Source organism: Mesorhizobium sp. M0018 (assembly GCF_040323955.1).
In the GTDB taxonomy this organism is placed as follows: Bacteria; Pseudomonadota; Alphaproteobacteria; order Rhizobiales; family Rhizobiaceae; genus Mesorhizobium.
Genome location: NZ_JAMYVL010000005.1, coordinates 288,321 through 312,569 on the forward strand (window position 1 = coordinate 288,321; position 24,249 = coordinate 312,569).

Annotated in this window: 30 protein-coding genes, 1 other RNA gene and 1 pseudogene; 19 read left to right on the forward strand and 13 right to left on the reverse strand. The window is 62.2% G+C overall.

The genetic code is table 11. The annotated features are described in order from the left end of the window. Positions 1 to 66: 66 nt before the first annotated feature. The 5 genes from NKJ81_RS09875 (at position 67) to NKJ81_RS09895 (ending at position 4,520) form a co-directional block, all read left to right on the forward strand. The gene (locus NKJ81_RS09875) at positions 67 to 867 is read left to right on the forward strand and encodes an inositol monophosphatase family protein (protein ID WP_352540313.1); all 801 of its coding nucleotides are present in this window, start codon (positions 67 to 69) and stop codon (positions 865 to 867) included. 99 nt (positions 868 to 966) lie between these two features. Continuing rightward, positions 967 to 1,674: a PAQR family membrane homeostasis protein TrhA gene (gene trhA / locus NKJ81_RS09880; RefSeq protein ID WP_023678018.1), complete on the forward strand. Its 708-nt coding sequence runs from the start codon at positions 967 to 969 to the stop codon at positions 1,672 to 1,674. Between the two features lie 115 nt (positions 1,675 to 1,789). Further along, positions 1,790 to 2,815, forward strand: a complete 1,026-nt coding sequence (locus tag NKJ81_RS09885) for a MotA/TolQ/ExbB proton channel family protein (RefSeq protein ID WP_352471212.1) — start codon at positions 1,790 to 1,792, stop codon at positions 2,813 to 2,815. A 1-nt stretch (position 2,816) separates the two neighbouring features. Further along, a complete protein-coding gene (locus NKJ81_RS09890) occupies positions 2,817 to 3,848 on the forward strand; it encodes a peptidoglycan -binding protein (RefSeq protein WP_352471213.1) in 1,032 nt (343 codons plus the stop codon). 273 nt (positions 3,849 to 4,121) lie between these two features. Beyond that, positions 4,122 to 4,520, forward strand: a complete 399-nt coding sequence (locus NKJ81_RS09895; protein ID WP_352540314.1) for a hypothetical protein — start codon at positions 4,122 to 4,124, stop codon at positions 4,518 to 4,520. 79 nt (positions 4,521 to 4,599) lie between these two features. Here NKJ81_RS09895 and NKJ81_RS09900 read toward each other — a convergent pair. Continuing rightward, a pseudogene (locus NKJ81_RS09900) lies at positions 4,600 to 4,942 on the reverse strand (DUF1304 domain-containing protein). Between the two features lie 185 nt (positions 4,943 to 5,127). Between NKJ81_RS09900 and NKJ81_RS09905 the strand changes: the two are divergent. Together NKJ81_RS09905 and NKJ81_RS09910 are read left to right on the forward strand one after the other, a co-directional pair. After that, entirely contained in the window at positions 5,128 to 6,612 is a 1,485-nt protein-coding gene (locus NKJ81_RS09905) for a carboxypeptidase M32 (RefSeq protein WP_352540315.1), read from the forward strand. A 206-nt stretch (positions 6,613 to 6,818) separates the two neighbouring features. Continuing rightward, entirely contained in the window at positions 6,819 to 8,846 is a 2,028-nt protein-coding gene (locus NKJ81_RS09910) for a DUF3857 domain-containing protein (protein ID WP_352540316.1), read from the forward strand. 118 nt (positions 8,847 to 8,964) lie between these two features. Here the strand turns inward: NKJ81_RS09910 and NKJ81_RS09915 are convergent, their stop codons facing one another. Next, positions 8,965 to 10,767 carry an ABC transporter transmembrane domain-containing protein gene (locus tag NKJ81_RS09915; protein ID WP_352540317.1) on the reverse strand — a complete coding sequence of 601 codons (1,803 nt, stop codon included), beginning with the start codon at positions 10,765 to 10,767 and terminating at the stop codon, positions 8,965 to 8,967. Positions 10,768 to 10,971: 204 nt separating this feature from the next. On the opposite strand from NKJ81_RS09915, the gene rpmE reads away from it, so the two are divergent. Next, the gene (rpmE, locus tag NKJ81_RS09920; protein ID WP_006327661.1) at positions 10,972 to 11,193 is read left to right on the forward strand and encodes a 50S ribosomal protein L31; all 222 of its coding nucleotides are present in this window, start codon (positions 10,972 to 10,974) and stop codon (positions 11,191 to 11,193) included. 69 nt (positions 11,194 to 11,262) lie between these two features. Here the strand turns inward: rpmE and NKJ81_RS09925 are convergent, their stop codons facing one another. Further along, complete coding sequence (locus NKJ81_RS09925) at positions 11,263 to 11,904, reverse strand: TetR/AcrR family transcriptional regulator (protein WP_352540318.1); 642 nt, start codon at positions 11,902 to 11,904, stop codon at positions 11,263 to 11,265. Positions 11,905 to 12,046: 142 nt separating this feature from the next. Between NKJ81_RS09925 and NKJ81_RS09930 the strand changes: the two genes are divergently transcribed. Beyond that, positions 12,047 to 12,526 carry an anthrone oxygenase family protein gene (locus NKJ81_RS09930; protein ID WP_352471219.1) on the forward strand — a complete coding sequence of 160 codons (480 nt, stop codon included), beginning with the start codon at positions 12,047 to 12,049 and terminating at the stop codon, positions 12,524 to 12,526. Positions 12,527 to 12,553: 27 nt separating this feature from the next. On the opposite strand, the gene NKJ81_RS09935 is transcribed toward NKJ81_RS09930, so the two are convergent. From NKJ81_RS09935 to NKJ81_RS09945, 3 genes are all read right to left on the reverse strand, one after another. Further along, complete coding sequence (locus NKJ81_RS09935; protein ID WP_352540319.1) at positions 12,554 to 12,865, reverse strand: Rdx family protein; 312 nt, start codon at positions 12,863 to 12,865, stop codon at positions 12,554 to 12,556. Next, a complete protein-coding gene (locus tag NKJ81_RS09940; protein WP_352540320.1) occupies positions 12,862 to 13,611 on the reverse strand; it encodes a YebC/PmpR family DNA-binding transcriptional regulator in 750 nt (249 codons plus the stop codon). Before NKJ81_RS09940 ends, NKJ81_RS09935 begins: the two co-directional genes overlap by 4 nt. Positions 13,612 to 13,849: 238 nt before the next feature. Continuing rightward, positions 13,850 to 14,173: an ArsR/SmtB family transcription factor gene (locus NKJ81_RS09945; protein ID WP_352471223.1), complete on the reverse strand. Its 324-nt coding sequence runs from the start codon at positions 14,171 to 14,173 to the stop codon at positions 13,850 to 13,852. A gap of 51 nt (positions 14,174 to 14,224) precedes the next feature. On the opposite strand from NKJ81_RS09945, the gene NKJ81_RS09950 reads away from it, so the two are divergent. Genes NKJ81_RS09950 through NKJ81_RS09960 form a run of 3 tightly spaced genes read left to right on the forward strand, consistent with a single transcriptional unit; the run spans position 14,225 to position 15,585 of the window. After that, the gene (locus NKJ81_RS09950) at positions 14,225 to 14,707 is read left to right on the forward strand and encodes an SRPBCC domain-containing protein (RefSeq protein ID WP_352540321.1); all 483 of its coding nucleotides are present in this window, start codon (positions 14,225 to 14,227) and stop codon (positions 14,705 to 14,707) included. A gap of 17 nt (positions 14,708 to 14,724) precedes the next feature. After that, positions 14,725 to 15,087 carry a VOC family protein gene (locus NKJ81_RS09955; protein WP_352540322.1) on the forward strand — a complete coding sequence of 121 codons (363 nt, stop codon included), beginning with the start codon at positions 14,725 to 14,727 and terminating at the stop codon, positions 15,085 to 15,087. 30 nt (positions 15,088 to 15,117) lie between these two features. Further along, entirely contained in the window at positions 15,118 to 15,585 is a 468-nt protein-coding gene (locus NKJ81_RS09960) for an SRPBCC family protein (RefSeq protein ID WP_352540323.1), read from the forward strand. Positions 15,586 to 15,606: 21 nt separating this feature from the next. Here NKJ81_RS09960 and NKJ81_RS09965 read toward each other — a convergent pair whose 3' ends face one another. The 4 genes from NKJ81_RS09965 to ssrS all read right to left on the reverse strand — a co-directional run bounded on the left by NKJ81_RS09965 (position 15,607) and on the right by ssrS (position 18,231). Beyond that, positions 15,607 to 16,371, reverse strand: coding sequence for a TerC family protein (locus NKJ81_RS09965; RefSeq protein ID WP_352471227.1), 765 nt, complete (start codon positions 16,369 to 16,371; stop codon positions 15,607 to 15,609). Between the two features lie 70 nt (positions 16,372 to 16,441). Continuing rightward, the gene (locus tag NKJ81_RS09970) at positions 16,442 to 17,266 is read right to left on the reverse strand and encodes a TIGR00282 family metallophosphoesterase (protein ID WP_023678036.1); all 825 of its coding nucleotides are present in this window, start codon (positions 17,264 to 17,266) and stop codon (positions 16,442 to 16,444) included. Positions 17,267 to 17,347: 81 nt separating this feature from the next. Further along, on the reverse strand, positions 17,348 to 17,935 hold the full coding sequence (locus NKJ81_RS09975; RefSeq protein ID WP_352540324.1) for a 5-formyltetrahydrofolate cyclo-ligase: 588 nt from the start codon (positions 17,933 to 17,935) through the stop codon (positions 17,348 to 17,350). A gap of 140 nt (positions 17,936 to 18,075) precedes the next feature. Continuing rightward, a non-coding RNA gene (gene ssrS, locus NKJ81_RS09980) (6S RNA) lies at positions 18,076 to 18,231 on the reverse strand. A gap of 176 nt (positions 18,232 to 18,407) precedes the next feature. Here ssrS and NKJ81_RS09985 point away from each other — a divergent pair. The 7 genes from NKJ81_RS09985 (at position 18,408) to msrB (ending at position 23,017) form a co-directional block, all read left to right on the forward strand. Further along, positions 18,408 to 19,247, forward strand: a complete 840-nt coding sequence (locus tag NKJ81_RS09985; RefSeq protein ID WP_352540325.1) for an AAA family ATPase — start codon at positions 18,408 to 18,410, stop codon at positions 19,245 to 19,247. Positions 19,248 to 19,364: 117 nt separating this feature from the next. Continuing rightward, positions 19,365 to 19,811, forward strand: coding sequence for a GNAT family N-acetyltransferase (locus NKJ81_RS09990; RefSeq protein WP_352450857.1), 447 nt, complete (start codon positions 19,365 to 19,367; stop codon positions 19,809 to 19,811). Between the two features lie 61 nt (positions 19,812 to 19,872). Beyond that, complete coding sequence (locus NKJ81_RS09995) at positions 19,873 to 20,067, forward strand: type II toxin-antitoxin system HicA family toxin (RefSeq protein ID WP_126104508.1); 195 nt, start codon at positions 19,873 to 19,875, stop codon at positions 20,065 to 20,067. A gap of 9 nt (positions 20,068 to 20,076) precedes the next feature. Next, entirely contained in the window at positions 20,077 to 20,481 is a 405-nt protein-coding gene (locus tag NKJ81_RS10000) for a type II toxin-antitoxin system HicB family antitoxin (protein ID WP_254816428.1), read from the forward strand. Between the two features lie 9 nt (positions 20,482 to 20,490). Next, a complete protein-coding gene (locus tag NKJ81_RS10005) occupies positions 20,491 to 21,681 on the forward strand; it encodes a vWA domain-containing protein (RefSeq protein ID WP_352540326.1) in 1,191 nt (396 codons plus the stop codon). Beyond that, positions 21,682 to 22,503, forward strand: coding sequence for an MBL fold metallo-hydrolase (locus NKJ81_RS10010; RefSeq protein WP_352540327.1), 822 nt, complete (start codon positions 21,682 to 21,684; stop codon positions 22,501 to 22,503). It abuts the gene before it with no gap. A gap of 109 nt (positions 22,504 to 22,612) precedes the next feature. After that, a complete protein-coding gene (gene msrB / locus NKJ81_RS10015) occupies positions 22,613 to 23,017 on the forward strand; it encodes a peptide-methionine (R)-S-oxide reductase MsrB (RefSeq protein ID WP_027152870.1) in 405 nt (134 codons plus the stop codon). Between the two features lie 3 nt (positions 23,018 to 23,020). Here the strand turns inward: msrB and NKJ81_RS10020 are convergent, their stop codons facing one another. The 3 genes from NKJ81_RS10020 to NKJ81_RS10030 form a co-directional block, all read right to left on the reverse strand. Beyond that, positions 23,021 to 23,335: a hypothetical protein gene (locus NKJ81_RS10020; RefSeq protein ID WP_352471234.1), complete on the reverse strand. Its 315-nt coding sequence runs from the start codon at positions 23,333 to 23,335 to the stop codon at positions 23,021 to 23,023. A gap of 69 nt (positions 23,336 to 23,404) precedes the next feature. Further along, entirely contained in the window at positions 23,405 to 23,845 is a 441-nt protein-coding gene (locus tag NKJ81_RS10025) for a hypothetical protein (protein WP_352540328.1), read from the reverse strand. Positions 23,846 to 23,906: 61 nt separating this feature from the next. Then, the gene (locus tag NKJ81_RS10030; protein ID WP_023719653.1) at positions 23,907 to 24,167 is read right to left on the reverse strand and encodes a DUF2312 domain-containing protein; all 261 of its coding nucleotides are present in this window, start codon (positions 24,165 to 24,167) and stop codon (positions 23,907 to 23,909) included. Positions 24,168 to 24,249 lie beyond the last annotated feature (82 nt).

Sequence of the window (24,249 nt, forward strand, 5' to 3'; positions counted from 1 at the left end):
AGTTGCAGACTTTTTGGATAAGATCATGCGTCAAGGCAAATAGGCGCAGCGACAGGAAGAACAGCAATGGCGCGTTCCGCGATCCTCAATGTCATGGTCCAGGCCGCAATGAAGGCCGGCCGCTCGCTGTCGCGTGACTTCGGCGAAGTGCAGAACCTGCAGGTCTCGATGAAGGGGCCGGGCGACTATGTCAGCCAGGCCGACCGCAAGGCCGAAGACATCGTCTTTGCCGAACTCTCCAAGGCGCGGCCCGGCTACGCCTTCCTGATGGAGGAACGCGGCGTGATCGAGGGCGACGACGGCCAGCACCGCTGGATCGTCGACCCGCTCGACGGCACCACCAATTTCCTGCACGGCATTCCGCTCTTTGCCGTTTCGATCGCGCTGGAGCGCCAGGGCCAGATCGTCGCCGGCGTCGTCTACAATCCGGCGATGGATGAGCTCTATACCGCCGAGCGCGGCGGCGGCGCTTTCATGAACGACCGCCGGCTGCGCGTCGCCGGCCGCACCAAGCTGGTCGATGCGGTGATCGGCTGCGGCATGCCGCATCTCGGGCGTGGCCAGCACGGCAATTTCCTCATCGAGTTGCGCAATGTCATGGCCGAGGTCTCTGGCGTCCGCCGTCTCGGCTCCGCCTCGCTCGATCTTGCCTACGTCGCCGCCGGCCGCATGGACGGGTTCTGGGAAACCGGCCTGTCGGCCTGGGATGTCGCCGCCGGCATTTTGCTGATCCGCGAGGCGGGCGGGTTCGTCTCCGATTTCGCCGGGGGACAGGATGTGCTGAACGCCGGTTCACTGGTCGCCGGCAACGAACTCATCCAGCGCGCGCTGTTGAAGACTATCAAAAAGCCACTCTCAGTCGGCTGATAGAGGCACGCCGCGCTGAACCGCCGCAGTCGCAAAACCGCAACCAAAGCTTGAAATACTGTCCCGCGGCCGCCCAGATACGGTGGCGCAGGATCATCGATGACGAACAGCCGGCCCCAACCCCAGAGCGAACTCTCCCAGCTCGACATTCCCTTCATGGGGCGCTGGCATTACTCGCGCGCCGAGATCATCGCCGACGGCATTGTCCACGCCGTGGGCATCGTGCTAGCGATCGCTGCCGGCTCGACGCTGCTGGCACTGGCCGCCTATCGAACCGGCCCCGGCGAATACGTCGCCGCCGCCTTCTATGTAGTCTCGCTGCTCACCGTGCTGTCGGTTTCGCTGGCCTATAATGTCTGGCCGGTCTCGTCGCCGGCGAAATGGATATTGCGGCGCTTCGATCATGCCGCGATCTATCTGCTGATCGCTGCCACCTACACGCCTTTCCTGGCCCAGCTCGGCGGCTCGCCGCTGGCCGTTTCCATGATCGTCCTGGTCTGGACCGCCGCGGCGGTCGGCATCGCCATCAAGGTCTTTCTTCCCGGCCGTTTCGACCGGCTGGCGATCGTCTTCTACCTAGCCATCGGCTGGAGCGGTATCGTTCTGGTGGAGCCGCTCGTGCGGACGCTGCCGGCGACATCGATCGCGCTCATCGTTGCCGGCGGCATCGTCTACTCCTGTGGCGTGATCTTCTTCGCCTGGAAGGGCCTGCGCTTCCACAATGCGCTGTGGCATGGCTTTGTCGTCACCGGCGCCGGCCTGCATCTGGCCGCCATGGTCGACTGCCTGGTCATCAACCGGCTTTGACCTCCGGTCGCGGACAGTGGCAATATTGCCAAGCGCCATTCAATTTCGTCACAATTCCGTTTAGAGTCGCAAACACAAATTGATCGGCGGCGACGGCATCGGAAACGGGGCACGGATGACTCTTCTCAGATCCTTCGGCATGGGCAGGCGCTCCGACGTTCTGATCTACGACCCGCACAAATTGTCGAGCCCTCAGGTGTTTCTGCTGACCATGGTGATCTTTCTGTTCATCGTGGCCTTCATCGCCGCCATCCTGACCCGCCAGATCTCGACCGCCTTCGTCACCAATCCCGGCCTCAACGGCCTGATCATCGGCGTGCTGGCGGTCGGCATCCTGCTGGCCTTCGTCCAGGTCGGCCGGCTGTTCCGCGAGGTGCGCTGGGTCAACTCGTTCCGCGCCGGCTCCGAAACCACCGAACCGGTGCTGCTGGCGCCGATGAAGGCGATGATCGGCCGCTCCTCGACGATTGCCTTCTCGACCAGTTCGATGCGCACCATGCTGGATTCGATCGCCACCCGGCTCGACGAAAGCCGCGACACGTCGCGCTACCTTGTCGGACTGCTGGTGTTCCTCGGCCTGCTCGGCACCTTCTGGGGCCTGCTCAACACGATCGGCTCGATCCGCGAAACCATCGAGTCGCTCGATCCCGGCACCGGCGATGCCGCGGCCGTGCTCGAATCCCTGAAGCAGGGGCTTTCCGCTCCGTTGGCCGGCATGGGCACCGCCTTCTCGTCCTCGCTGTTCGGCCTCTCCGGCTCGCTGGTGCTCGGCTTCCTCGACCTGCAGGCCGGCCGCGCCCAGACGCGCTTCTATACCGAACTCGAAAACTGGCTGTCCTCGGTCACCGACCTGTCCTCCGACATCGTCGTTGCCGACACGGCCAAGACCGAACCCTCCGAGGAAATCCGGCTGTTGTCGGAAAAGCTGCGCACTCTGCAGGAGAATGGCGGCGGCTCCAATCCGCGCGTCGCCACCGCCATGGCCAATCTCGCCGACGGCATTTCCGGCCTGGTCAAGAACATGCGCTCGGAACAGCAGATCATGCGCGACTGGGTCGAGGCCCAGTCGGACGAGCAGAAGGCGATGCGCAACACCCTGGAGAAGATCGCCGACGCCTTGAAGAAGCCTGGAGTGCATTGACGTGGCGTTGGCACGAGGCCGGCGCTCCGACCGCCGCATCGATTACTGGCCGGGCTTCGTCGATGCGCTGTCGACGCTGCTGTTGGCGATCATGTTCCTGCTGACTGTTTTCGTGCTGGCGCAGTTCCTGCTCGGCCGCGAGATCTCCGGCAAGGACACGGTGCTCAACCGCCTCAATTCGCAGATCAACGAGTTGACCCAGCTTCTGGCGCTGGAGCGCTCGACGACGCAGGACAAGGAGGACACCCTTGCCAATTTGCAGGCATCGCTGTCTGCATCGGAGGCGGAAAAGAGCCGGCTCGAGCAATTGCTGGCGCAAGGCGCCGGTGCCGGCGATGCCGCCAACCAGCGCGCGACGGCACTTTCCGGCGAGCTCGACAGCCAGCGCCAGATCAGCCAGCAGGCGCTGAGCCAGGTCGAGATCCTCAACCAGCAGATTTCGGCGCTGCGCAGGCAGATCGCAGCGCTCGAACAAGCGCTCGACGTGTCCGAAACGCGCGACCGCGAATCCAACACCAAGATCGCCGATCTCGGCCGCCGCCTCAACGTCGCACTGGCGCAACGCGTGCAGGAGCTAAACCGCTACCGCTCCGATTTCTTCGGCCGCTTGCGTGAAATTCTTGCCGACCGCGAGAACATCCGCATCGTCGGCGACCGCTTCGTCTTCCAGTCGGAAGTGCTTTTCCCGACCGGCTCCGAGGTGATCAACGATGCCGGCAAGCTCGAGATGAAGAAGCTTGCCGATGCCATCATCGAGTTGCAAAAGGAAATCCCGCCGGAGATCAGCTGGGTGCTGCGCGTCGACGGCCACACCGACAACAAGCCGCTCTCCGGCACCGGCCGCTACCGCGACAATTGGGAATTGTCGACGGCGCGCTCGACATCGGTGGTCAAGTTCCTGATCGAGAACGGCGTGCCGGCCAACCGGCTGGTCGCGGCCGGCTTCGGCGAATTCCAGCCGCTCGACCCCGCCGATACCGAAGAGGCGCGCAACAAGAACCGCCGCATCGAGTTGAAGCTGACCGAGCGGTGATCTGCAAGCCTTTGGCTTGTATCATGCGCCAGGTCGGGCCGGCTCGAGCCGGCTCAAGTCGGCGGCATTTAGGGCACTGGTGCGGCAGCGGCAAGAGCTGAAAAAATTACCATTTTTTAATTACACTTTGCCGCCGTGACCTTTAGCCTTGGTCATGGGCCGAGAACCGCCGGCGGTGGAACCGCTCATCGCGACGCGACGGAACCTGACGGCCCGCGGCCGGAAGGCAGGACCCTCCCAACCACCGCCTTCCCCAGTAAAGGAGACGCAACCATGCGCTTCTTCGCTCCCAGGAATCTCAGGACTGCTACGCTCGCCACACTTTTCCTCGCCGTTCCATTTGCTGGCGCTTACGCCGGCCCGCGTGAGACGGCCTTGATCAATCAGATCCAGAGTGTGGAGACGGGTATCCAGGGCGCCATCCGGGCGAACAAGCTCGAGCCGGGCGAGGCACGTGACTTGCGCACGCAGGTCGCTCAACTCGATCGGGCCGCCCAGAGGGCCGCTCGCCGTGGAACGATGCCGAGCACGCAATATCAGCAGTTGATGGCGCAGCTCGACGATATCAGCCAAAAGCTGCGCGCTGACACCGGCAGTGCCTTCCTCATCGGCAACGGCGCCGATGGCGGATACTATCCCAACGGCTATGGCCCAACTTATCCAGGCGGCTGAAATCGGCCGCAGTGCCGGGCGCTGTGGCAATTGATTTTGCCCATGATCCTTTTCCAGCTTTCGGTTCAGGGATCATGCGCTAGTCCAACGCCAGCGCAATCAGCGCCAGTACTGCCGGCACTGTCTCGATGAACAGGGATTTTGCGCCCGCCGTTGCCGCCGTAAAGGCCGGCGACGGCGACGCAGAGCAAGAAGAAGACTACTGAAAACCGGCTTCGCCGAGGTAAAGCCCCAGGTCAGGCCGGCTGCGAGAAAGCCGTCGTAAAGCCCTGATTGGCCGCGAGGACTTTCGAGGCACTGGCGAATTCCGGCGTCAGCCTGAATACCATATGGCCGCGCGGCGTGTCCCACAGCACCATCTCCAGATAGGCGATGCAGAGGTGGATCACGGCCACCAGCCCGACCAGCACATTGGCGATCACGTTTCGTCTCCCCCATCGCGGTCTGCCGCCGCCGGACGACATTGATCACGCACGCCACCGCTTCCGCGAGGTGCCTTTCGACCGTTGCGGCCGGCAGTCGATGCATCGGTCGCGGACGGTCTTCAGGGGTTGCCAACAGTTTTGCATTGGTATCTTTTCCCGCCGTCAAATCAGCGGAACCCACAATGTCCTTTCAAAAACTCGACGACCTCGGCCACAAGCTCGAAGCACTGGAACACGCCCTCGCCATCCTCGGCGCCGACGAGGCGACCCATATGGCGGTCGGCGGCGGCGAGAAGCGCGCAGAGGCAATGTCGGTGCTTGCCGGCATGCACCATGCCCGGGCGACTGCGCCGGAGATTGCCGACTGGATCGCGGCGGCCGAGCAGGAGGCGCTGAACGAAGAGCAGCAGGCCGCGGTCAGGGAATTCCGCCGGCAATATACCAACCTGACCTGCCTGCCGGTCGAGTTCGTCGAGCGCCAGACGACCGCGCGCATGCGCTCCGAGCAGCTGTGGCGCGACCTGCGCGCCAAGAACGACTGGGCCGGCTTCCTGCCGGCGCTGGAAGGCGTCGTGGCGCTGGTCCGCGAGGAGGCGGCCCTTCGCGCCGAGGTGCTCGGGCTCGAGCCTTACGACGCGCTGATGGAGCAATATGATCCGGGCAATCGCGCCGCCGACATCACGCCTGTGTTTGTCGAGTTGAAGACCTTCCTGAAAGGCTTCGTGCCGGAGGCACTGGCCGTGCAGGAAGAGCGGCTGGCGAAACATCCGCTGAAGCCGCTTTCCGGCAGCTACCCCTTGGACAAGCAGCGCGAGCTCGGCCTCGCCATGATGGCGGCAGTCGGCTTCGACCTCACCCACGGCTCGCTGTCGGTTTCGCACCATCCCTTCTGCGGCGGCGTGCCGAGCGACGTGCGCATCACCACCCGCTACAAGACCTCGGATTTCCTGTCGGCGCTGATGGGCGTGCTGCACGAGACCGGCCATGCGCTGTACGAGCAGAACCTGCCGAAGGCGTGGGCGCACTGGCCTCTGGGTAGAGCGCGCGGCATGGCGGTGCATGAAAGCCAGAGCCTGTTCGTCGAAAAGCAGATCGGCCGCAATCCAGAATTCTGGCGCTGGGCGCTGCCGGTGGTCGAAAGACACCTCGGCGAGCGCTGGACGATCGACGACATCCTGCCGCATGTGCACCGGGTCGAGCGCGGCCTGATCCGCGTCGATGCCGACGAGGTCACCTATCCGCTGCACGTCATCCTGCGCTACGAGCTGGAGCAGGAGCTTGTCTCGGGACGGCTGGAAGCAGCCGACCTGCCCGAAGCCTGGGATGCCAAGATGTGCGATTATCTCGGCCTGTCGACATCAGACAATCCGGCTGACGGTCCGATGCAGGACGTCCACTGGCCGGGTGCCGCCTTCGGCTATTTCCCCTCCTACACGCTGGGCGCCATGATGGCGGCGCAGCAATGGGCGGCGCTGACCAGGGATCATCCTTCAGCCGACGAAGACCTCGCCAACGGAGATTTTGCCGCGATCAACGACTGGCGCCGCAAAAGGATCTGGTCGCAAGGCTCGCGCTGGTCGACACCGGAACTGCTCGAACGCGCTACCGGCGAAAAGCTCAATGCCGTGCATTTCACCGATCACCTGAAGAAGCGGTACGGGAACTGAGCCGCTTCGTCTATTCCAGGTTCTTGCCGCGGTGACTGCAGAAATCCGCGAAACTGGCCTTTACTTTGGTGGGAAAGCCTCTGAAAAAGGAGTTCTTCCAAGTTGGGCGAGCGTAGATGTCTGTCCGTTACAGTTTTCATAGGATGAAGTCTTTCTGGCCCCGCTTGGTATTTTTCATCTTATTGATCGGCCTGAGTTCTCCGGCCATGGCCGACGACATGGTTCTCAAGGGTCCGGCAGAAAGCTGGGTAAAGCAGCTTGATATTCCGGCTGCCGATCCCACCCGATCGGATCAAATCAAGAATGGCGTTTCATGGCTGCTCTCGGACGACCAGATCAAGCATCGCGCCGGCGGCTATGTCGAGTACTCGCGCACCGTCTATAAGATCGTCGACCGTCCCGGCCTGGATCGTGGCGCGAGTATCGATCTGCAGTTCGATCCGTCCCAGCACAAGGTCACGCTCAACCATCTTCACATCATCCGCGATGGTGCCGTTCTGGACCGGCTGGAAGGCGTCGAATTCGACATCTTCCGCAGGGAAAGAGACGCCGAGAAGGGTGTCTTCGACGGCTGGCTGACAGCACATGTCAACATCGATGATGTGCGCACCGGCGACACCGTCGACTACGGGTCGACCTATGAGATAACGCCGCTGGTCGGCAAGGACCTTTTCTTCAAGAATTTCTCCACCGAATGGGAAGAGCCGGTAGCGCTTATCCGCACAAGCATCATTTGGCCTTCGGACCAGCCGCTCCAGATCAAGACAAGGGGAACCCGACTCAAGCCCTCAATCTCCCCGACTGGGCCGGACACCACCTATCTGTGGGAGATTCCAAACCCGAAACCGGTCAATGTCGAGGACAACCTGCCCGTGACCTATCCAGGCTGGGGCTCCATCGATGTCGCGTCTAGCGCGAATTGGCAAAGTGTGGTCGATGCCGTTGCGCCCTATTACAAGCCAGCGACCGTTTTTCCCCCGGCTTTTGCCGCAAAGCTCGACGACATCGCTCTGCGGCATCCGGTGCCCGAAGACCGGATGGTCGAGGCAATGCGGTTGGTGCAGGACCAGATCCGCTATGTAAGCCTGTCGATGGGTGCCGGTTCCTACGTTCCGCGTGATCCCGCGACGGTTATCCTGAGCGGGTTCGGTGACTGCAAGGACAAGGCACTGCTGCTGGTTTCGTCGCTTGTGCGGCTTGGCATTGCTGCCGAGGTTGCCTTGGCCGATCTCGACGAGGGGCGGGCTCTGGACCAGCATCTGCCGGCGCTTCGCGATTTCGACCATGCCATCGTCAAGGCAAGGATCGGAGCAAAGACATATTGGCTGGACGCCACGAACTATCTTCAGGGCGGCAGGGCGCACAATCTCGCACAGCCGGACTACGGCTTCGCGCTGCCGCTTTCCAGCACCGGCGGGTTGGAGAAGATGCCGAGCCCTGTGCTTAGCAGCCCATCGATCCAGATCGCCGAGGAATTCGACTTTCCGCGGAAACCGGGCGATCCCCTCGTGCTGACGGTCTTCTCGACATATGAGGACGCCGATGCCGATTGGATGCGCGGCAATTTCGCCAGCAGGTCGCTGAGCGAGGTGTCGGACGCCTACCTGAAATACTACAACAAGCAATATCCGGGCATCCAAACCATCGCCAAGCCGGAAATCGTGGATCGCCGCGACGGCAACATAGTGAGCGTGAAGGAAAGTTATCGCTTGCCGGCGGAAGCGCTGACGGCCAACGATCTGGCAAAGAATTTCCCGATCCGCGCGGCCGATCTCGGCAACAACTCTCTTCCAACCCCGACAATCGTCGACCGAACCGGGCCCGTCTCCCTCGGCCCGCAGTTCTACCGCCGCCACAAGGTGACCGTGCGCAACCTCAAGGCGAGGTTTTCCGGCGAGTCGATGAAAAACGTCGTGGCGCCCTATCTGTCTCTCAAGGCATCCTGGTCCAACACGCCCACCGAATTTCAAGTTGAATGGAACTTTCAGACGCTGGCGACTGAAGTACCGGCCAAGGCGATTGCCGATTATCTGAAAACCGTCGATGACCTCGCAGACCAGGTTCGCTGGCAGTACGATTTTACCTATGAAGAGCCGCCTGCCGATGTGCAGCTCAGCGATCCGGCAAAGGAGCAGCGACAGACCGTCGCCAGCATGCTTTTGTTGTCGTTGCTTGTCGGCGTTCCCCTGTTCATCGCCTATCGACGCGGCAAACGCCGAGCTTTCGGTAGCTGAAGAATCTCGGCGGCCGCTGGGCACCATGATCCCGAAAAGTGGCTGCCGGTTTTCGGAAGAGATCATGGTCAAACAAGAAGATGGAGCCTCATCCCGATTTCATCGGGATGGAGCGATGCTACTCTGCCGCGCCCCTGAAAGCATTCGCCCCGGTATCGAACTGCAGCTTGGCCAGCCGTGCATAGATGCCGCCCTTGGCGACCAGGCTCTGATGCGTGCCTTCCTCGACGATGCGGCCACCATCCATGACCAGGATGCGATCGGCCTTCAGCACGGTTGCCAGCCGATGGGCGATGACGATCGTGGTGCGGCCCTGCATCAGCCGGTCCAGCGCCGTCTGCACCAGCGTCTCGCTTTCGGCATCTAGCGCCGAGGTCGCCTCGTCGAGCAGCAGGATGGGCGCATCGCGCAAAATGGCGCGGGCGATCGCCACGCGCTGGCGCTGGCCGCCCGACAGCGTCACGCCGCGCTCGCCGACCTGGCTGTCATAGCCCTTTTCGAGTTTCAGGATGAACTCGTCGGCAAGCGCGTCCTTCGCCGCCGCCTCGATCTCGGCCTGGCTGGCGTCAGGCCGGCCAAAGCCGATATTGTTGCGCGCGCTTGCGGCAAAGATGGTGACGTCCTGCGGTACGATGGCGATGCGCGCGCGGATCGCCGCCGGATCGGCCTCGCGCAGATCGACCCCGTCGATGACGATCCTGCCGGCCTCCGGATCGTAGAAGCGCAGAAGCAGCGAAAACACCGTGCTCTTGCCCGCGCCGGATGGCCCGACGATCGCCACCGTCTCACCGGGTTTGACCTGAAAGCTCAGGCCATGGACGGCGGCGCGGTCGGGCCGGGCCGGATAGGAGAAGGAGACATCGTCGAAGCTGATCGCACCTGTCGCCTTTGCCGGCAGCGGCTTCGGATCGGCGGGCGCCTGGATCGCGGGTTTCTCGGCCAGGATCTCGGTCAGCCGTTCGGCAGCGCCCGCTGCCTGGGACAGTTCGCCCCAGACCTCCGACAGGGCGCCGAGCGCGCCGGCGGCGAACACCGAATAGAGCAGGAATTGGCCAAGCGTGCCTGGCGACAGCGTGCCGTCGAGCACGTCGCGCGAACCGAACCACAGCACCGCCACGACCGAGGAAAAGATCATGAAGATGGCAAAGAAGGTGAGAAAGGAGCGGGCAAAGATCGAGGCCCGCGCCGCTTCGAACGCTGCTTCCACGGCGGATGAAAAATACCCGGTCACAAGCTTCTCGTTGGTGAAGGCCTGCAAGGTGCGCACCGCGCCGATCTGCTCGCTGGCGTAGGCGGTGGCATTGGCCAGAGTATCCTGCGCCAGCCGTGACTTGCGCCGCACCGAGCGGCCGAAGGCGACCAGCGGCAGCACGATCAGCGGAATGGCCGCGATGACCAGGCCGGACAGTTTTGGGCTGGTGAAGACCATCATTGCCACGGCGCCAAGGCCGAGGATGACGTTGCGCAAAGCCACCGAGGCGGTGGCACCGACGGCCGATTTGACCTGTGTCGTGTCGGCGGCGAGCCGCGAGACGATCTCGCCCGACTGGGCCGTGTCGAAAAAGGATGGCGACAGTGTTGTGACGTGGGCAAAGACATCGCGGCGGATATCGGCAACGACGCGCTCGCCGAGCGTGATGACGAAATAGTAGCGGCTGGCCGACGCCGCCGCCAGAACGGCGGCCATCAGCACCAGCATGGCGAAATATTCGGCAATGAAGCTGGAATCGGAAGCGGAAAAACCGTGGTCGATCATCCGCCGCACGGCCAGCGGCAGCGCCAGCGTCGTCGCCGCAGCGATGGCCAGCGAGACGATCGCGCCGATGACCATTTTGCGGTAATGCGTGATGTAGGGAAACAGGCGCTGCAGCGGCCTCAGCGAGCGCCTGCGCTCGTCTGCATCGCCGCTGATGTTCGCCATGACCGTTTCCTTTGGCCCTTTGAGGCTTGCGCCATCAATATGCGCTTGCCGCGGCCTTGTGATTCAATTCCGGCTGATGTATAGGCTCGCCGACCGTTTTAGAAGCCGTGGCTCCTCAATAGCTGCGGCTTCGAGTTTTAAAAAGGGGCGCATCGACGCAGGCTTCAGCCCGTCGGCAGCACCCGGCAAGCCAGGAACAGACCCATGAAGACCGATATCCATCCCGACTACCACACCATCAAGGTCGTCATGACCGACGGCACCGAATACATGACCCGTTCGACCTGGGGCAAAGAAGGCGATACGATGAACCTCGATATCGACCCGACCACCCATCCGGCCTGGACCGGCGGCCAGCAGACCCTGCTCGACCGCGGTGGCCGCCTGTCGAAGTTCAAGAAGCGTTTCGAAGGCTTCGGCCTCTAAGCCGCATTGGCGTTTCGCAGATCGAGAAACCCGCCTTCGTGGCGGGTTTTTTGTTGGGAAAATACGGCCCTACTCGCCGAGCAACTCGCGCAGGGCCATCCGCTTGTAGGCAGCAACCAGCCGGTCGCCTTCTTGCCGCCCGACCGAGATCGCCAGCCGCATTGCGGCCTCGCCCATCTGCCAGATGAGAAACGCCGTCGTTTCGAGCGCTTCCGGATCGGCGGATGGCCGCAGCCGTTTCAGCACGGCTGTAAGGAATTCGGCGTTGGCCCGGCTATCGGCAAGCTCGAGTTCGCGCAACGCCTTGTCGGCCTGCGTGCCCGACCAGATGTCGCGCATCACCGGCTCCGCCAGGAACATTCCGTAGTAGATATCCACCAGTTCCGAAAATGCCCGGCGCAGGCCTTCGGCGTCATTGACCTCGGCTAGCGCTGCCGCAATGCAGGCCTGGCTTTCGGCGGTGTAGCGCTCGGCCAGCGCCCAGATGATCGCCCTCTTGTCGGGGAAGAACTGGTAGAGCGAGCCGATCGACACGCCGGCCCTCTCGGCCACCTCGCCCATGCGCATGGCGTCGCTGCCTTGCTCGGCGATCAGCGCCGAGGCGGCGGCCAGCATGCGCTCGACCCGCTCGCGGCTGCGCTGCTGGCTCGGCGCCCGGCGCGGCGATGCGATCTGGCCGTTCTGTGAATCCGATACGGCAGAGCCTCCCATCACTGTCTCCAGACGAACAATCAACAAATTGCCTTGACTTGCAAAATACGAGGGTTTATCACGTTTTGCAAACATGAGGATTATTCACATTTGGTGGGCGTGCCAATCAAATTGCTCGAACCCCGAAACCGGAGGAACTGACATGATCATGAAACTGCTTCCCACCCTCACCTTCGTCGCTGCCATTGGCTCAGGCGTTGTCGGCGGCGTTTTCTTCGCCTTCTCCAACTTTATCATGCCGGCGCTCGCCCGCTTGCCTGCCGGAGGCGGCATCGCCGCCATGAATTCGATCAACATCACCGTGATTACGCCGGCATTCATGACCGCGCTTTTCGGCACCGGGCTGGTCTGTCTTGTCCTTGCCGCCGGCGCTCTTATCGGCTGGAGCCAACCGGGTTCGTTCTGGCTTCTCGCCGGCGCCCTGATTTACCTCGTCGGCAACCCGATCGTGACGATGATGTTCAACGTGCCGCTCAACAACGCCCTGGCCGCGGTCGATCCGGCAAGCGCCAACGGCGCCGCGGTATGGGCCACCTATCTCAGGGACTGGGTGATGTGGAACCATGTCCGCACCATCACCGCCATCGTGGCGCTGGGCTGCTTCATCTTCGCATGGCGGTGAATGCAGGACGGAAGTCCTAAAAGGCCGTCAGGCAGGGTCTTTTGACTTATGGCCCTTGCGGTCGGCATGGCCCAGATCGCGATCCGGATCGATGACGTCGCGAACCAGTTGCTTGAGCTTTGCGGCGTCGGGAAAACCGCCGTCACGCTTGCGGTCCCAGACCAGCGTGTCATTGCAGGAAATGGTGAAGATGCCGCCGGTGCCGGGCACCAGCGTCACTTCGCCCAGATCGGTGCCGAAGGTGGACAGCAGCTCCTGCGCCATCCAGCCGGCCCTGAGCAGCCACTGGCACTGGATGCAATAGGTGATGCGGACGGTGGGCAGCGCGTGTTGGATCATGCCGCGCTGAGCTTTGCCAAGGTCTCCTCGTCGACCTCGAAATTGGCGTAGACGCTCTGCACGTCGTCGTCGTCCTCGAGCGTCGCAACCAGCTTCATCAGCGATTGTGCCCGCTCCTCGTCGACCGCGATATTGGTCTGCGGCTTCCAGATCGGCTTCACTGATTCAGCCTCGCCGAGCGCGCCTTCCAGCGCCTTCGACACCTCGCCGAGATTCTCGAAGGCGCAGTAGATCGTGTGGCCGTCCTCGTCCGACTGGACGTCGTCGGCGCCGGCCTCGATCGCCGCGTCCATCACCTTCTCGGCGCTGCCGGCCGATGCCGGATAGTAGATCTCGCCGACGCGGTCCCACATGAACGATACCGAGCCGGTCTCGCCCATCGCCCCGCCCGCCTTGGTGAAGGCAGCACGCACATTCGACGCCGAGCGGTTGCGGTTGTCGGTCAGCGCCTCGACGATCAGCGCGACGCCGCCTGGCCCGTAACCCTCGTAGCGCACGGCTTCGTAGGTCTCGGCATCGCCCATCGACGCCTTGTTGATGGCGCGCTGGATATTGTCCTTCGGCATCGACACCGCCTTGGCGTTCTGCACCGCAAGGCGCAGGCGCGGGTTCATCGATGGATCGGGCGTGCCGCTCTTGGCGGCGACGGTGATTTCGCGCGCCAGCTTGGAAAACATTTTCGACCGCACCGCATCCTGGCGGCCCTTGCGGTGCATGATGTTCTTGAACTGCGAATGGCCAGCCATGGCACCCCTGTCATCTTCTCGGCTAGAGCATCTGCCGCCTGGTGAACCACCCGGCATCTTGCAAAAATGCTCGAATTCAAAATTTCAGAACGTCCTGCTGCGTCCCTGACGGACGGACGGCGCTCGCTGTCGGAATGGCCGGCTTATAGATAAATCGGCTCAATTCGTCCAGCCGCGCCATTGCTGCCGGCACGCAAGGCTTTCAAGATCCGAAAATCGGCAGGCTTCGGCAAACCTTTCATCCCTCAAGATCGGATTTCAGCCGGTCGAGGATGCCGATCGCGTGCGTGGCATATTGACTGATCCAGCGGTCGTGGATGTGCTTGATCGGCAGCGCGTTGAGATGGTTCCAGCGTTCGCGCCCCTCGCGCCGCGCCACGACCAGGTCGGCCTCCTCCAGCACCTTCAGGTGCAGCATGACCGTGCAACGGTCCATGTCGGGGAAGGCATCGCACAACATGCCGGTGGTCTGCGGCGCATCCTTCAGCCGGTCGAGCAACGCACGCCGGCGCGGATGCGCCAGCGCCTTGAAAACATTGTCGTCCCGCGATTGGCTTGACATGTTATATTTCTATAACATATCCTTGAGCCATTCAAGGAAGGAGCTGTGGATATGTCTCTTGGATTCAGGGTTTCTGGCCGCATCGGCAAACCCGTCGCCGAAGTCTTCGATGCGGTCGTCAATCCGAAGAAACTTAGCGGCTACTTCACCACGATCGGCGGCGCCAGCGCACTGCTGGTGGCGGGCGCCACCGTCATCTGGTGGGGCAAGGTTCCCGTCGAGGTCGACGAGGTGAAGAAAGACAGCCGCATCGTGCTGCGCTGGGATGCCACCGACGCCGACGGCAAGCCAGCCTACAAGACCCGCATCGAGATAAATTTCGAGCCGCTCGACGATGGCGGCACCTTCGTCACCATCGCCGAAACCGGCTGGCACGAGGACGCGGTCGGCCTGAAGAAATCCTACCTCAATTGCGAGGGCTGGTCGCAGATGCTGGCCTGCATGAAGGCCTATGTCGAATACGGCATCAATCTGCGCGACGGCTATTACCGCAGCGAGATGAAGGGCGAGCCGGCCAACGAGAACAACATCTGAGAGCAAATGGAGTAAGAATGACCGCGAAGATCACCGGCGGCATCAACATCGCGATGAAGGTCCCGCCACATCAATACCAGGCAACGATCGCCTTCTATCGCGACGTCATCGGCCTGAAGCCATTCACGGCCAAATCGCCGGCCATCGGGTTCGAACTCGGTCCCAATCGACTGTGGATCGACGAGGCGCCGATGATGAGCCAGGCCGAGATCTGGCTGGAACTGTTCACCGATGATTTTCCAGGCGCGGCGGAGCATCTCGCCGAGGCCGGCGTCGTGCGCTGCGATGCCATCGAGGCACTGGGTGAAGGCTTTCGCGGCGGCTGGATCACCAATCCGGCCAACATCATTCACCTCGTGCGCGAACCCGATGCCTGGTGAACAGGGCGGCGCCGTGGAAAGGAGGATGAAATGGAAATCCGCGAAACACCGACCGCCGAAGCCGGCATGCTGATAAGGCGGCCGGTCGCCGACGTATTCGAAGCCTTCGTCGATCCGGCGATCACGACGAAGTTCTGGTTCACCCATGGCAGCGACAGGTTGGACAGCGGCAAGGAAATCAGTTGGGAATGGCGCATGTATGGCGCCTCGACGGCGGTCAATGTCAGTGAGATCGTCGATAACAAGAAGATCGTCATGCAATGGAGCGATCCGCCGACCACCGTAGTGTGGACTTTCGCCGAGATGCCGGGCGGCACGACCTTTGTCGAGGTCCGCAATTTCGGCTTTGTCGGCAGCCCCGATGAGCAGGTCAAGCAGGCGATCGGCTCGACCGATGGCTTTGCGCTGGTGCTCGCCGGCGCCAAGGCGTGGCTGGAGCAAGGCCTGACGCTTGGCCTGATCGGCGACCGTCATCCGAAGGGCGTGCCGGGGAATTAGGTCAGCCGCGGTGGGCCATCCTCAGTGCCCGCCGCCTTTTGCCTTCTTCCGCCGCCGCGCCAGCATGTTGAGCCCTTCGACCAGTGCCGAAAAACCCATGGCGGCGTAGATGTAGCCTTTCGGCACGTGGTAACCCATGCCGTCGGCGATCAGCGTCGTGCCGATCATCAGCAGGAAGCCGAGGGCCAGCATGACGATGCTGGGGTTCCTGGCGATAAAGTCGGCCAGCGGCCCGGCCGCCAGCATCATCACGCTCACCGCCACGATCACCGCGATGTACATGATCGCGATTTCGTCGGTCATGCCGACGGCGGTGATGATCGAGTCGATCGAGAAGACGAGGTCGAGCAGCAATATCTGGAAAATCGCGCCGGCCAGCGAAAGCTGCAGCGTCTCGCCCATCATGGTGTCCTGGTGATCATCGAGATCAACCGTGTGGTGGATCTCCTTGGTCGCCTTCCAGACGAGAAACAGGCCGCCTGCGATCAGGATCAGGTCGCGCCATGAAAACCCGTGGCCGAAGGCGGTGAATATCGGCGTCGTCAGTTGGACGATGATCGAGATGGTGGCCAGCAGGATCAGCCGCATCACCAGCGCGGCGGATATGCCGAGCCGCCGGGCGCGGGCCCGCTGCGCTACCGGCAATTTGTTGGTCAAAATCGAGATGAAGATCAGATTGTCGATGCCGAGCACGACCTCCAGCACGACCAGAGTCAGCAGCGCGACCCATGCCGTCGGGTCGGAGACAAAGGCGAAATGCGGCGCCAGGAATTCGACTAGCTGCATGGAGGTCGTCCCCTCTACGATCTAGAGCAGTTTCGCCGGCAATTGGGTATTGCAAGCGTCCATATCAATGTCACGACCAGAAGGATGGCGCCGTTTCCTCCAGCCGCGGGCCGCGGCGAAACGGCGCGATCCGTTCGGTCAGGCCGCTACGGTCGGAAATGTCGACGCCGACGCCGCACAATGTCGCCGGTCCGGTCGACGCCTCGAAGCGGCCTTTCGGCACCTTGGACAAGAACCGGTTGAGCGGCTCCTCCTTGTCCATGCCGAGCGAGGAATCGTAATCGCCGCACATGCCGGCATCGGAAATATAACCGGTGCCGCCATTGAGGATCTGGTGATCGCCGGTCGGCTGATGCGTATGGGTGCCGACAACAAGGCTGGCACGGCCGTCGACGAAGTGGGCGAAACACATTTTTTCCGAGGTCGCCTCGGCATGGAAATCGATGACGATTGCATCGGCCTGCTCACCAAGTGGACAAGCGGCAAGTTCGCGCTCGCCGGCCTGGAACGGATCGTCGAGCTCGGGATGCATGAACACCCGGCCCATGATGTTGGCGACCAGCACGCGCGCGCCGTTCCTGGCGATGTAGACGCCTGAGCCGCGCCCCGGCGTACCCTTGGGGAAATTGGACGGACGCAGGAAGCGCTCTTCGCGCGGCGCGAAAATCAGCGCATCGCGCTGGTCCCAGACATGGTTGCCGGTGGTGACGACATCGGCGCCGGCCGAGATCGTCTCGCGAAAAATTTCCTCGGTGATGCCGAAGCCGCCGGCGGCGTTCTCGCCATTGACGATGACGAAGTCGAGTTTGAAATCCGAGATCAGGCCGGGCAGTTGTTCCCACACCGCCGTACGTCCTGTCTTGCCGACCATGTCGCCGAGGAAGAGAAGTCTCATATAAGCGTGATCCCGAACCGAAGGTCAGCGAAGCAAAAAGCTGCATGACTTTCGGAAAAGACCATGCGTCCAGGAACTTATCTACAATTTCGGCGCGAACCGGCGCAACCCGCTCTCGGTGAGTATTTCCGGAATGATCACGTCATGCGGCTCGTCCGGCACCAGGGCCACCTCCTGGCAGTCGAAGGCAATGCCGATCAGCCGCGGCTGCTGCCCCTTGTCGGCCAGCCGCGCGATCGCCCGGTCATAATAGCCGGCGCCGTAACCGATGCGGTGGCCGCGCGCATCGAAGGCGGCAAGCGGCACCAGCATCATTTGGGGATCGAGCACCTCGGCTTCCTCATGCGGCCCGACGGTGCCGAAGCCCACGTCGATCATCGGCGCGCCGCGCACCAGTTCGCGAAAAACGATGGTGGTCTTGTTGAGGATGGCCGGCAGGCAGAGCCTTGCCCCCTTTTCGCGCAAGGCAAACATCAGCGGCCGGACGTCGACTTCCGAGCGCATCGGCCAGAAGCCTGAGACGATCTGGGCCGGCTCGACGGTGATCCGGTCGCGCGCCGTCTCGGCCATTTCGAGTGCTGCCTCCACCCGCCAGAAAGGATCGAGCGCGTCGCGGCGCCCGAGGGCTTGGTTGCGGAGAGTTTTTTTCAGGTCTTTTGGGGATGTCATGCGCCGACGTTAGAAAAGGTCAGATTTGGATGGAGTTTTACGAGCGACGTTTTGGAGGAGCGGGGCGAGCTTTCGTTCGTGAGAGCACCGCACAAAGCGGCGCGACGACAAGATCCGCCAGACATTGCCTTTTCGACAGGTGACGATCCACACAACCGGTGGAGAGAGCGATCCCGGGAACCTACAAAGTAGGTGGGCGCCGTATGAGAAAACCCACGGGTCTTCCCAGGGACAGCTCCCTAGGGATCATTAAGGCCCCGGGGAAAATGTTCTCCTGCCGGGAAGCGCAGACCGTCTCCGCCAATATAGGCAGACGGCAGACCAAGCGCCAGAGAGACGACATGTTTGGAGTCTTAAATCGACGCAGAACCGCTCGACGAGGGTCGCGCCGGCAAGATCCCCGCTTTGCCAGCAGCGCCTTGCACAGCGAAGGCCGCCTCCTTAGGGTCGCGCGATGAACCCGGGAGCAAAAATGCGTTTTGAAGGCACGGCAGCCTATGTCGCCGACAAGGATCTGATGGTGGCGGTCAACGCGGCGATCGCGCTCGAGCGGCCGTTGCTGGTCAAGGGCGAGCCCGGTACCGGCAAGACCGAACTTGCCCGCCAGGTGGCGGCGGCGCTCGGCATCGATCTGATCGAATGGCATGTCAAATCGACCACGCGGGCGCAGCAGGGCCTCTATGAATATGATGCCGTCTCGCGGCTGCGCGACAGCCAGCTCGGCGACGAGCGCTTCAACGACATCCGCAATTACATCAAGCGCGGCAAGCTGTGGGACGCCTTTGCTGCCGGCAAGAAAGTCGTGCTTCTGATCGACGAGATCGACAAGGCCGATATCGAGTTCCCCAACGATCTGTTGCAGGAACTGGATCGGATGGAGTTCTTCGTCTACGAGACCGGCGAGACCATCCGTGCCACAGTCCGGCCGATCGTCATCATCACCTCCAACAACGAAAAAGAGCTGCCGGACGCCTTCCTGCGCCGCTGCTTCTTCCACTACATCCGCTTTCCCGACGTCGAGACGCTGCACAAAATCGTCGACGTGCACTATCCCGGCATCAAGCAGAACCTGGTGCGCGCCGCACTCACGCAATTCTATGAAATCCGTGACGTGCCGGGCCTCAAGAAGAAGCCGTCGACCTCCGAGGCACTCGACTGGATCCGCCTGCTGGTCGCCGACGAGATCGCGCCCGAGGACCTGCGCGCCGACCCGAAGAACGTGCTGCCCAAGCTGCACGGCGCCTTGCTGAAGAACGAACAGGACGTGCATCTGTTCGAGCGCCTGGCCTTCATGGCGAGACGGCAGGGATGAGGGGCCGGTCGGCCGGAAGCCCACGAAGTCACCGGACAGCGCTTTCCCGGTGCTGGACCGTTGCCTCTAGCCGGGCACGGAGGCAGCTTCAGGTTGCCGACTTCAGAGGGAAACGAAATGACCGAGATCACCATCCGCCCATTGGCGCAATCTGACCACGCCGATTGGCGGCGTCTTTGGACCGCCTATCTCACCTTCTACGAAACCAAGCTGCCGGAAGAGGTTTACGCCGTCACCTGGAAGCGGCTGTTCACGGCGGGCGAGTTCGAGCCGAAAGGCTTCATCGCCACCCTCGACGGCAAGGCCGTCGGCCTGACGCACTATCTCTACCATCGCTCCTGCTGGTCGCAGATAAACAACTGCTATCTGCAGGACCTGTTCGCCGACCCCGATGTACGCGGCAAGGGTGTCGGCGCCGCCCTGATCGAAGCGGTCAAGCAGGAAGCCGGCAAGATCGGCGTCAAGAACGTCTACTGGATGACCCACGAAACCAACACCACGGCACGCAAGCTCTACGACCACGTGGCGCGCAGGACCGGCTTCATCGAATACGATCTGCTATGATGAGGCCAACGATTGAAATAATCACCTGTGCGCAATATATTGCGCATGATCAGGGGCGACAGTGCCGCTGATCGAGACCAACACGCGCAAGATTGTCACGAGGCTTTTACGTGACGGCTGGGTGAACGTAGGCGGCGGCAAACACGAGAAGTACGAGCATCCGGAAAGGCCGGAGATCATGATTATCGTGCCGCGGCATCGCGAACAATCTCTGGGTGTTGCGCGGTCGATCGCCCGGCTTGCTGGATGGATTTAAGGACGAATCATGACGCACTATGTCGGAATTCTTGACGGCGCAGATGAAGTCTGGGGAGTGCGGGTGCCTGATCTTCCCGGATGTCACGGCGGTGGCGCAAGTCCCGAAGAGGCGATAGCCGATGCGACTTCTGCCGTTCGCGAATGGGCAGAGACACGAATGGCGAAGAACTTGCCCTTGCCCGCGGCGCGCACTGTGGCAGATCTGCTCCGACTGGGCGAAGTCGATAGCGCTGCCGGTGAATCCGCCGTGATGATCCCTGTGCTGATCGATTCCGGACGGCCTGTCCGGGCCAATCTGTCGCTCGACGCAGGTCTTTTGGCGGCAATCGACGAAGAAGCGGGTCGGCGTGGTCTGACGCGTTCCGCCTTTATCGCCAGCGCCGCACGGGAGAAGATCGAGGGACACAGATAAAGTCGGACCATGTTCATCCCCTTCTTCCTCGAACTGAAGGCAGCGCGGGTTCCGGTCTCGCTCCGCGAATATCTGTCGCTGCTGGAGGGGCTGGAGGCCGGGCTGGTCGACTATGATGTCGAGGGCTTTTACTATCTCGCCCGCGCCGCTCTGGTGAAGGACGAGCGCCACATCGACCGCTTCGACCAGGTCTTTTCGCACATCTTCAAAGGTGTCGAGGCGCTGACTGACGAAGACGCGGTCGATGTCGCAAACATCCCGGAGGAATGGCTGCGGAGGCTCGCCGAAAAGCACCTGACCGACGAGGAGAAGAAGCTGATCGAGGCGCTGGGCGGCTTCGGAAAGCTGATGGAGACGCTGAAGAAGCGGTTGGAGGAGCAAAACGGCCGGCATCAGGGCGGTTCGAAATGGATCGGCACCGGCGGCACCTCGCCCTTCGGCGCCTATGGCTACAATCCCGAAGGCGTGCGCATCGGCCAGCACGAAAGCCGCAACCGCCGCGCGGTAAAAGTCTGGGACAAACGCGAGTTCAGGAATTTCGATGACGCCGTCGAACTCGGCACCCGCAACATCAAGGTCGCGCTGAAGCGCTTGCGCCGCTGGGTGCGCGAAGGCGCCGAACAGGAATTCGACCTGCCCGGCACCATCCACGCCACCGCCGAGCACGGTTATCTTGACGTTAAGACACAACCCGAACGTCGCAATGCCGTGAAGCTGCTGATGTTCTTCGATGTCGGCGGCTCGATGGACGACCATGTCAGGAGTGTCGAGGAGCTGTTTTCGGCCGCCCGCGCCGAGTTCCGCCAGCTCGAATATTTCTATTTCCACAACTGCCTCTACGAGGGCGTGTGGAAGGACAATCGCCGCCGCCATGCCGAGGTGATTCCGACCTTCGATCTCCTCCATAAATATGGCCCCGACTACAAGGTGATCGTCGTCGGCGACGCCTCGATGAGCCCCTATGAGATCGCTCAACCCGGCGGCTCGGTCGAGCATTGGAACAAGGAGGCCGGCGCCGTCTGGCTCGGCAGGCTGCTGCAGCAATGGCCGAACGCCATTTGGCTCAATCCGGAAGACGCGAAGAACTGGGGTTTTACCCATTCGATTGCCATGATCCGCGATATTTTTGGCGGCCGCATGTTTCCGCTGACGCTCGCCGGCCTCGAAGCCGCGACGAAGCAACTTTCAAGGAAGCACTGAATGGATCCACGCAAAACAGGACGGTCGACCTGTTTCCTTTGCCTGCAATGCGGTGTCCAGTTCGCGGCGACAGCGACGCCGCCGCGACATTGCCCGATCTGCGAGGACGAGCGGCAATATGTGCGCTGGGAGGGTCAGGCCTGGACCACGCCGGAAGAGCTCGCCGCCGGGCATCGGGTCGTGATCAAGGATGATGCCGGCGTGCTCGCCTTCGGCATCGAGCCGCGCTTCGCTATCGGCCAGCGCGCATTGCTGGCGCAAACGCCGCACGGCAATGTGCTGTGGGACTGCATCTCGATGGTCAGCGACGTGGCGGTGGCCGAGATCAACCGCCGGGGCGGCCTGGCCGCCATCGCCATTTCGCACTGCCATTATTATTCGGCAATGGTCGAATGGAGCGCGGCGTTTGGCGGCGTGCCGATTTATCTGCACGCCGATGATCGTCATTGGATCATGCGGCCGCATCCGGCAATCATCAGTTGGGAAGGCGAGATGCGCGCCATAACCCCGTCTCTGACGCTCATCCGCTGCGGCGGCCACTTTGCCGGTGGCCAGGTGCTGCACTGGAAGCGCGACGGCGGCAATGCCATCCTGGCCGGCGACATCCTGCAGGTGACGCCGACCCGCCGTCATGTAAGCTTCATGTACAGCTATCCGAACTATATCCCGCTCAACGCGACGAAAGTGCACGGCATCAAGGCCGCGCTGGAGCCTTTCGCGTTCGACCATATCTACGGCGCATGGTGGAACCAGAACGTCATCGGAGACGCAAAGGCGGCATTTTCAGCATCGGTTGCGCGCTATCTCGCGGCCATCGCCTGAGGGATTCTTCGCGGCAGGATAGGAAATACGAGCAAACGCCGTAACAAATGCCTATTTCAGACGAAGTTGCGAAGGCAACCCAAATAGCGACATAAGCTAAGAGGAAAAAATGGACAGCCACACCTACCCCGTTACCCGCACCGATGCCGAATGGCGCGCCCGGCTGACGCCCGAGCAATATGCGGTGATGCGCAACCACGGCACCGAGCGGCCGGGAAGCTGCGCCCTGCTGCACGAGAAGCGCGCCGGCACCTTCTCCTGCGTCGGCTGCGACCAGCCCTTGTTTGAATCCAAGCTGAAATTCGAGAGCGGCACCGGCTGGCCGAGCTTCAACGACCCAGTGCCGGGTTCGGTCGAGACCACCGTCGACCGCAGCTACGGCATGGTCCGCACCGAATGCCATTGCGCCCGCTGCGGCAGCCATCTCGGCCACGTCTTCGAGGACGGCCCGCCGCCGACGGGTCTGCGCTATTGCATCAACGGCGTGGCGCTCAAATTCGAGCCGGCCGCCTGATCGTCAGGCCACAACCACCAGGATCAGCCACAACGTGGCGCCAAGCGTCATCAGCGAGGCCATGACGCCACTCGATTTTCCGGCAGTTCGCCAAACGGCAAAGGTCAGGAAGATATTGTAGGGCACCGGCGCGAAATGCACCGCCAGGACGAGCGCAAGCGGCAGCTTCAATCCTAGCAGAATGAGCGCCCCCACCGACGACGCGACGTTGATCGCTGTGCCGACAACGACCAGGTCGCGCCAGAACAGCCGATCGAGCGGCACGCCGCCGAACCAGCGTGAGCGGAAGAAGGCGGCAACGCGCGACATGATCGTCATCGATCGATCGGCTCCCTGGCTGCTCACCAGAGCAACCCTTCCACAAGGATTGCGTCTGGAAACCCTGCTTTATTCCTGACCCAGAACTTCGGCAATCGCGCGCTCGAAACGTGAGGCTTCCGTCACCAGCCAGTCGGTCATCGCCGGCCAATTGTCCTCGGCAAAACAATTCACCCGCCACATCGAATTAATGCCGAGGCCGTCGCAACTTTGTTCTGGCCTGAGCTTCAGCCTGTCTTCGATGGCCGGCTGGAACGGCTTCAACCGCGACCAGGCTTGCGTGGCACCGAACTTCTCGTTGCGGCCGAAGAAGACGCCGACATGATTGTGCGCAGGCGCGACGTACATCGAAAGAACCAATGCGAAATCGGGCAGCCCACGCTGCCAGAACCACGGCCCGCGCTTTGCCCGGCGGACCCGTTCCTCGGGATGCCGCTCTGCGAAAAGGGTCCAGAAGCCGCGCTGCCGGAATTCCGTGGCGCGGTGGGCGCCGAAGTCGAATTCACTCATGGCTGGATTCCATGGTCAGAACCGCTTCTCCCGCGATCGTCTCCGGCGCCGAGGCCGGCCTTTACACCATGCCGAGCGCAGCCTTGTACAGATCGAGGATGGATTCCTCTTCCTGCCGCTCGGCCTGGTCCTTCTTGCGCAGCCGGATGATCGACCGCATCGCCTTGGTGTCGAAGCCAGTGCCCTTGGCCTCGGCGAACACTTCCTTGATGTCGTCGGCAATCGTCTTCTTCTCTTCCTCGAGCCGCTCGATTCGTTCGATGAAGGCGCGCAGCTGGCCGGCGGCAACAGTCTGGCTGGTCTCGGTGATGTCGTCGGCCATATTCTTCTCTCCGCGTCGTTTCTCGCCGCGACTCGGGGTGACCCGAGCGGCGAATTGCAGCGGTTCGATGCCCGACCGGGCG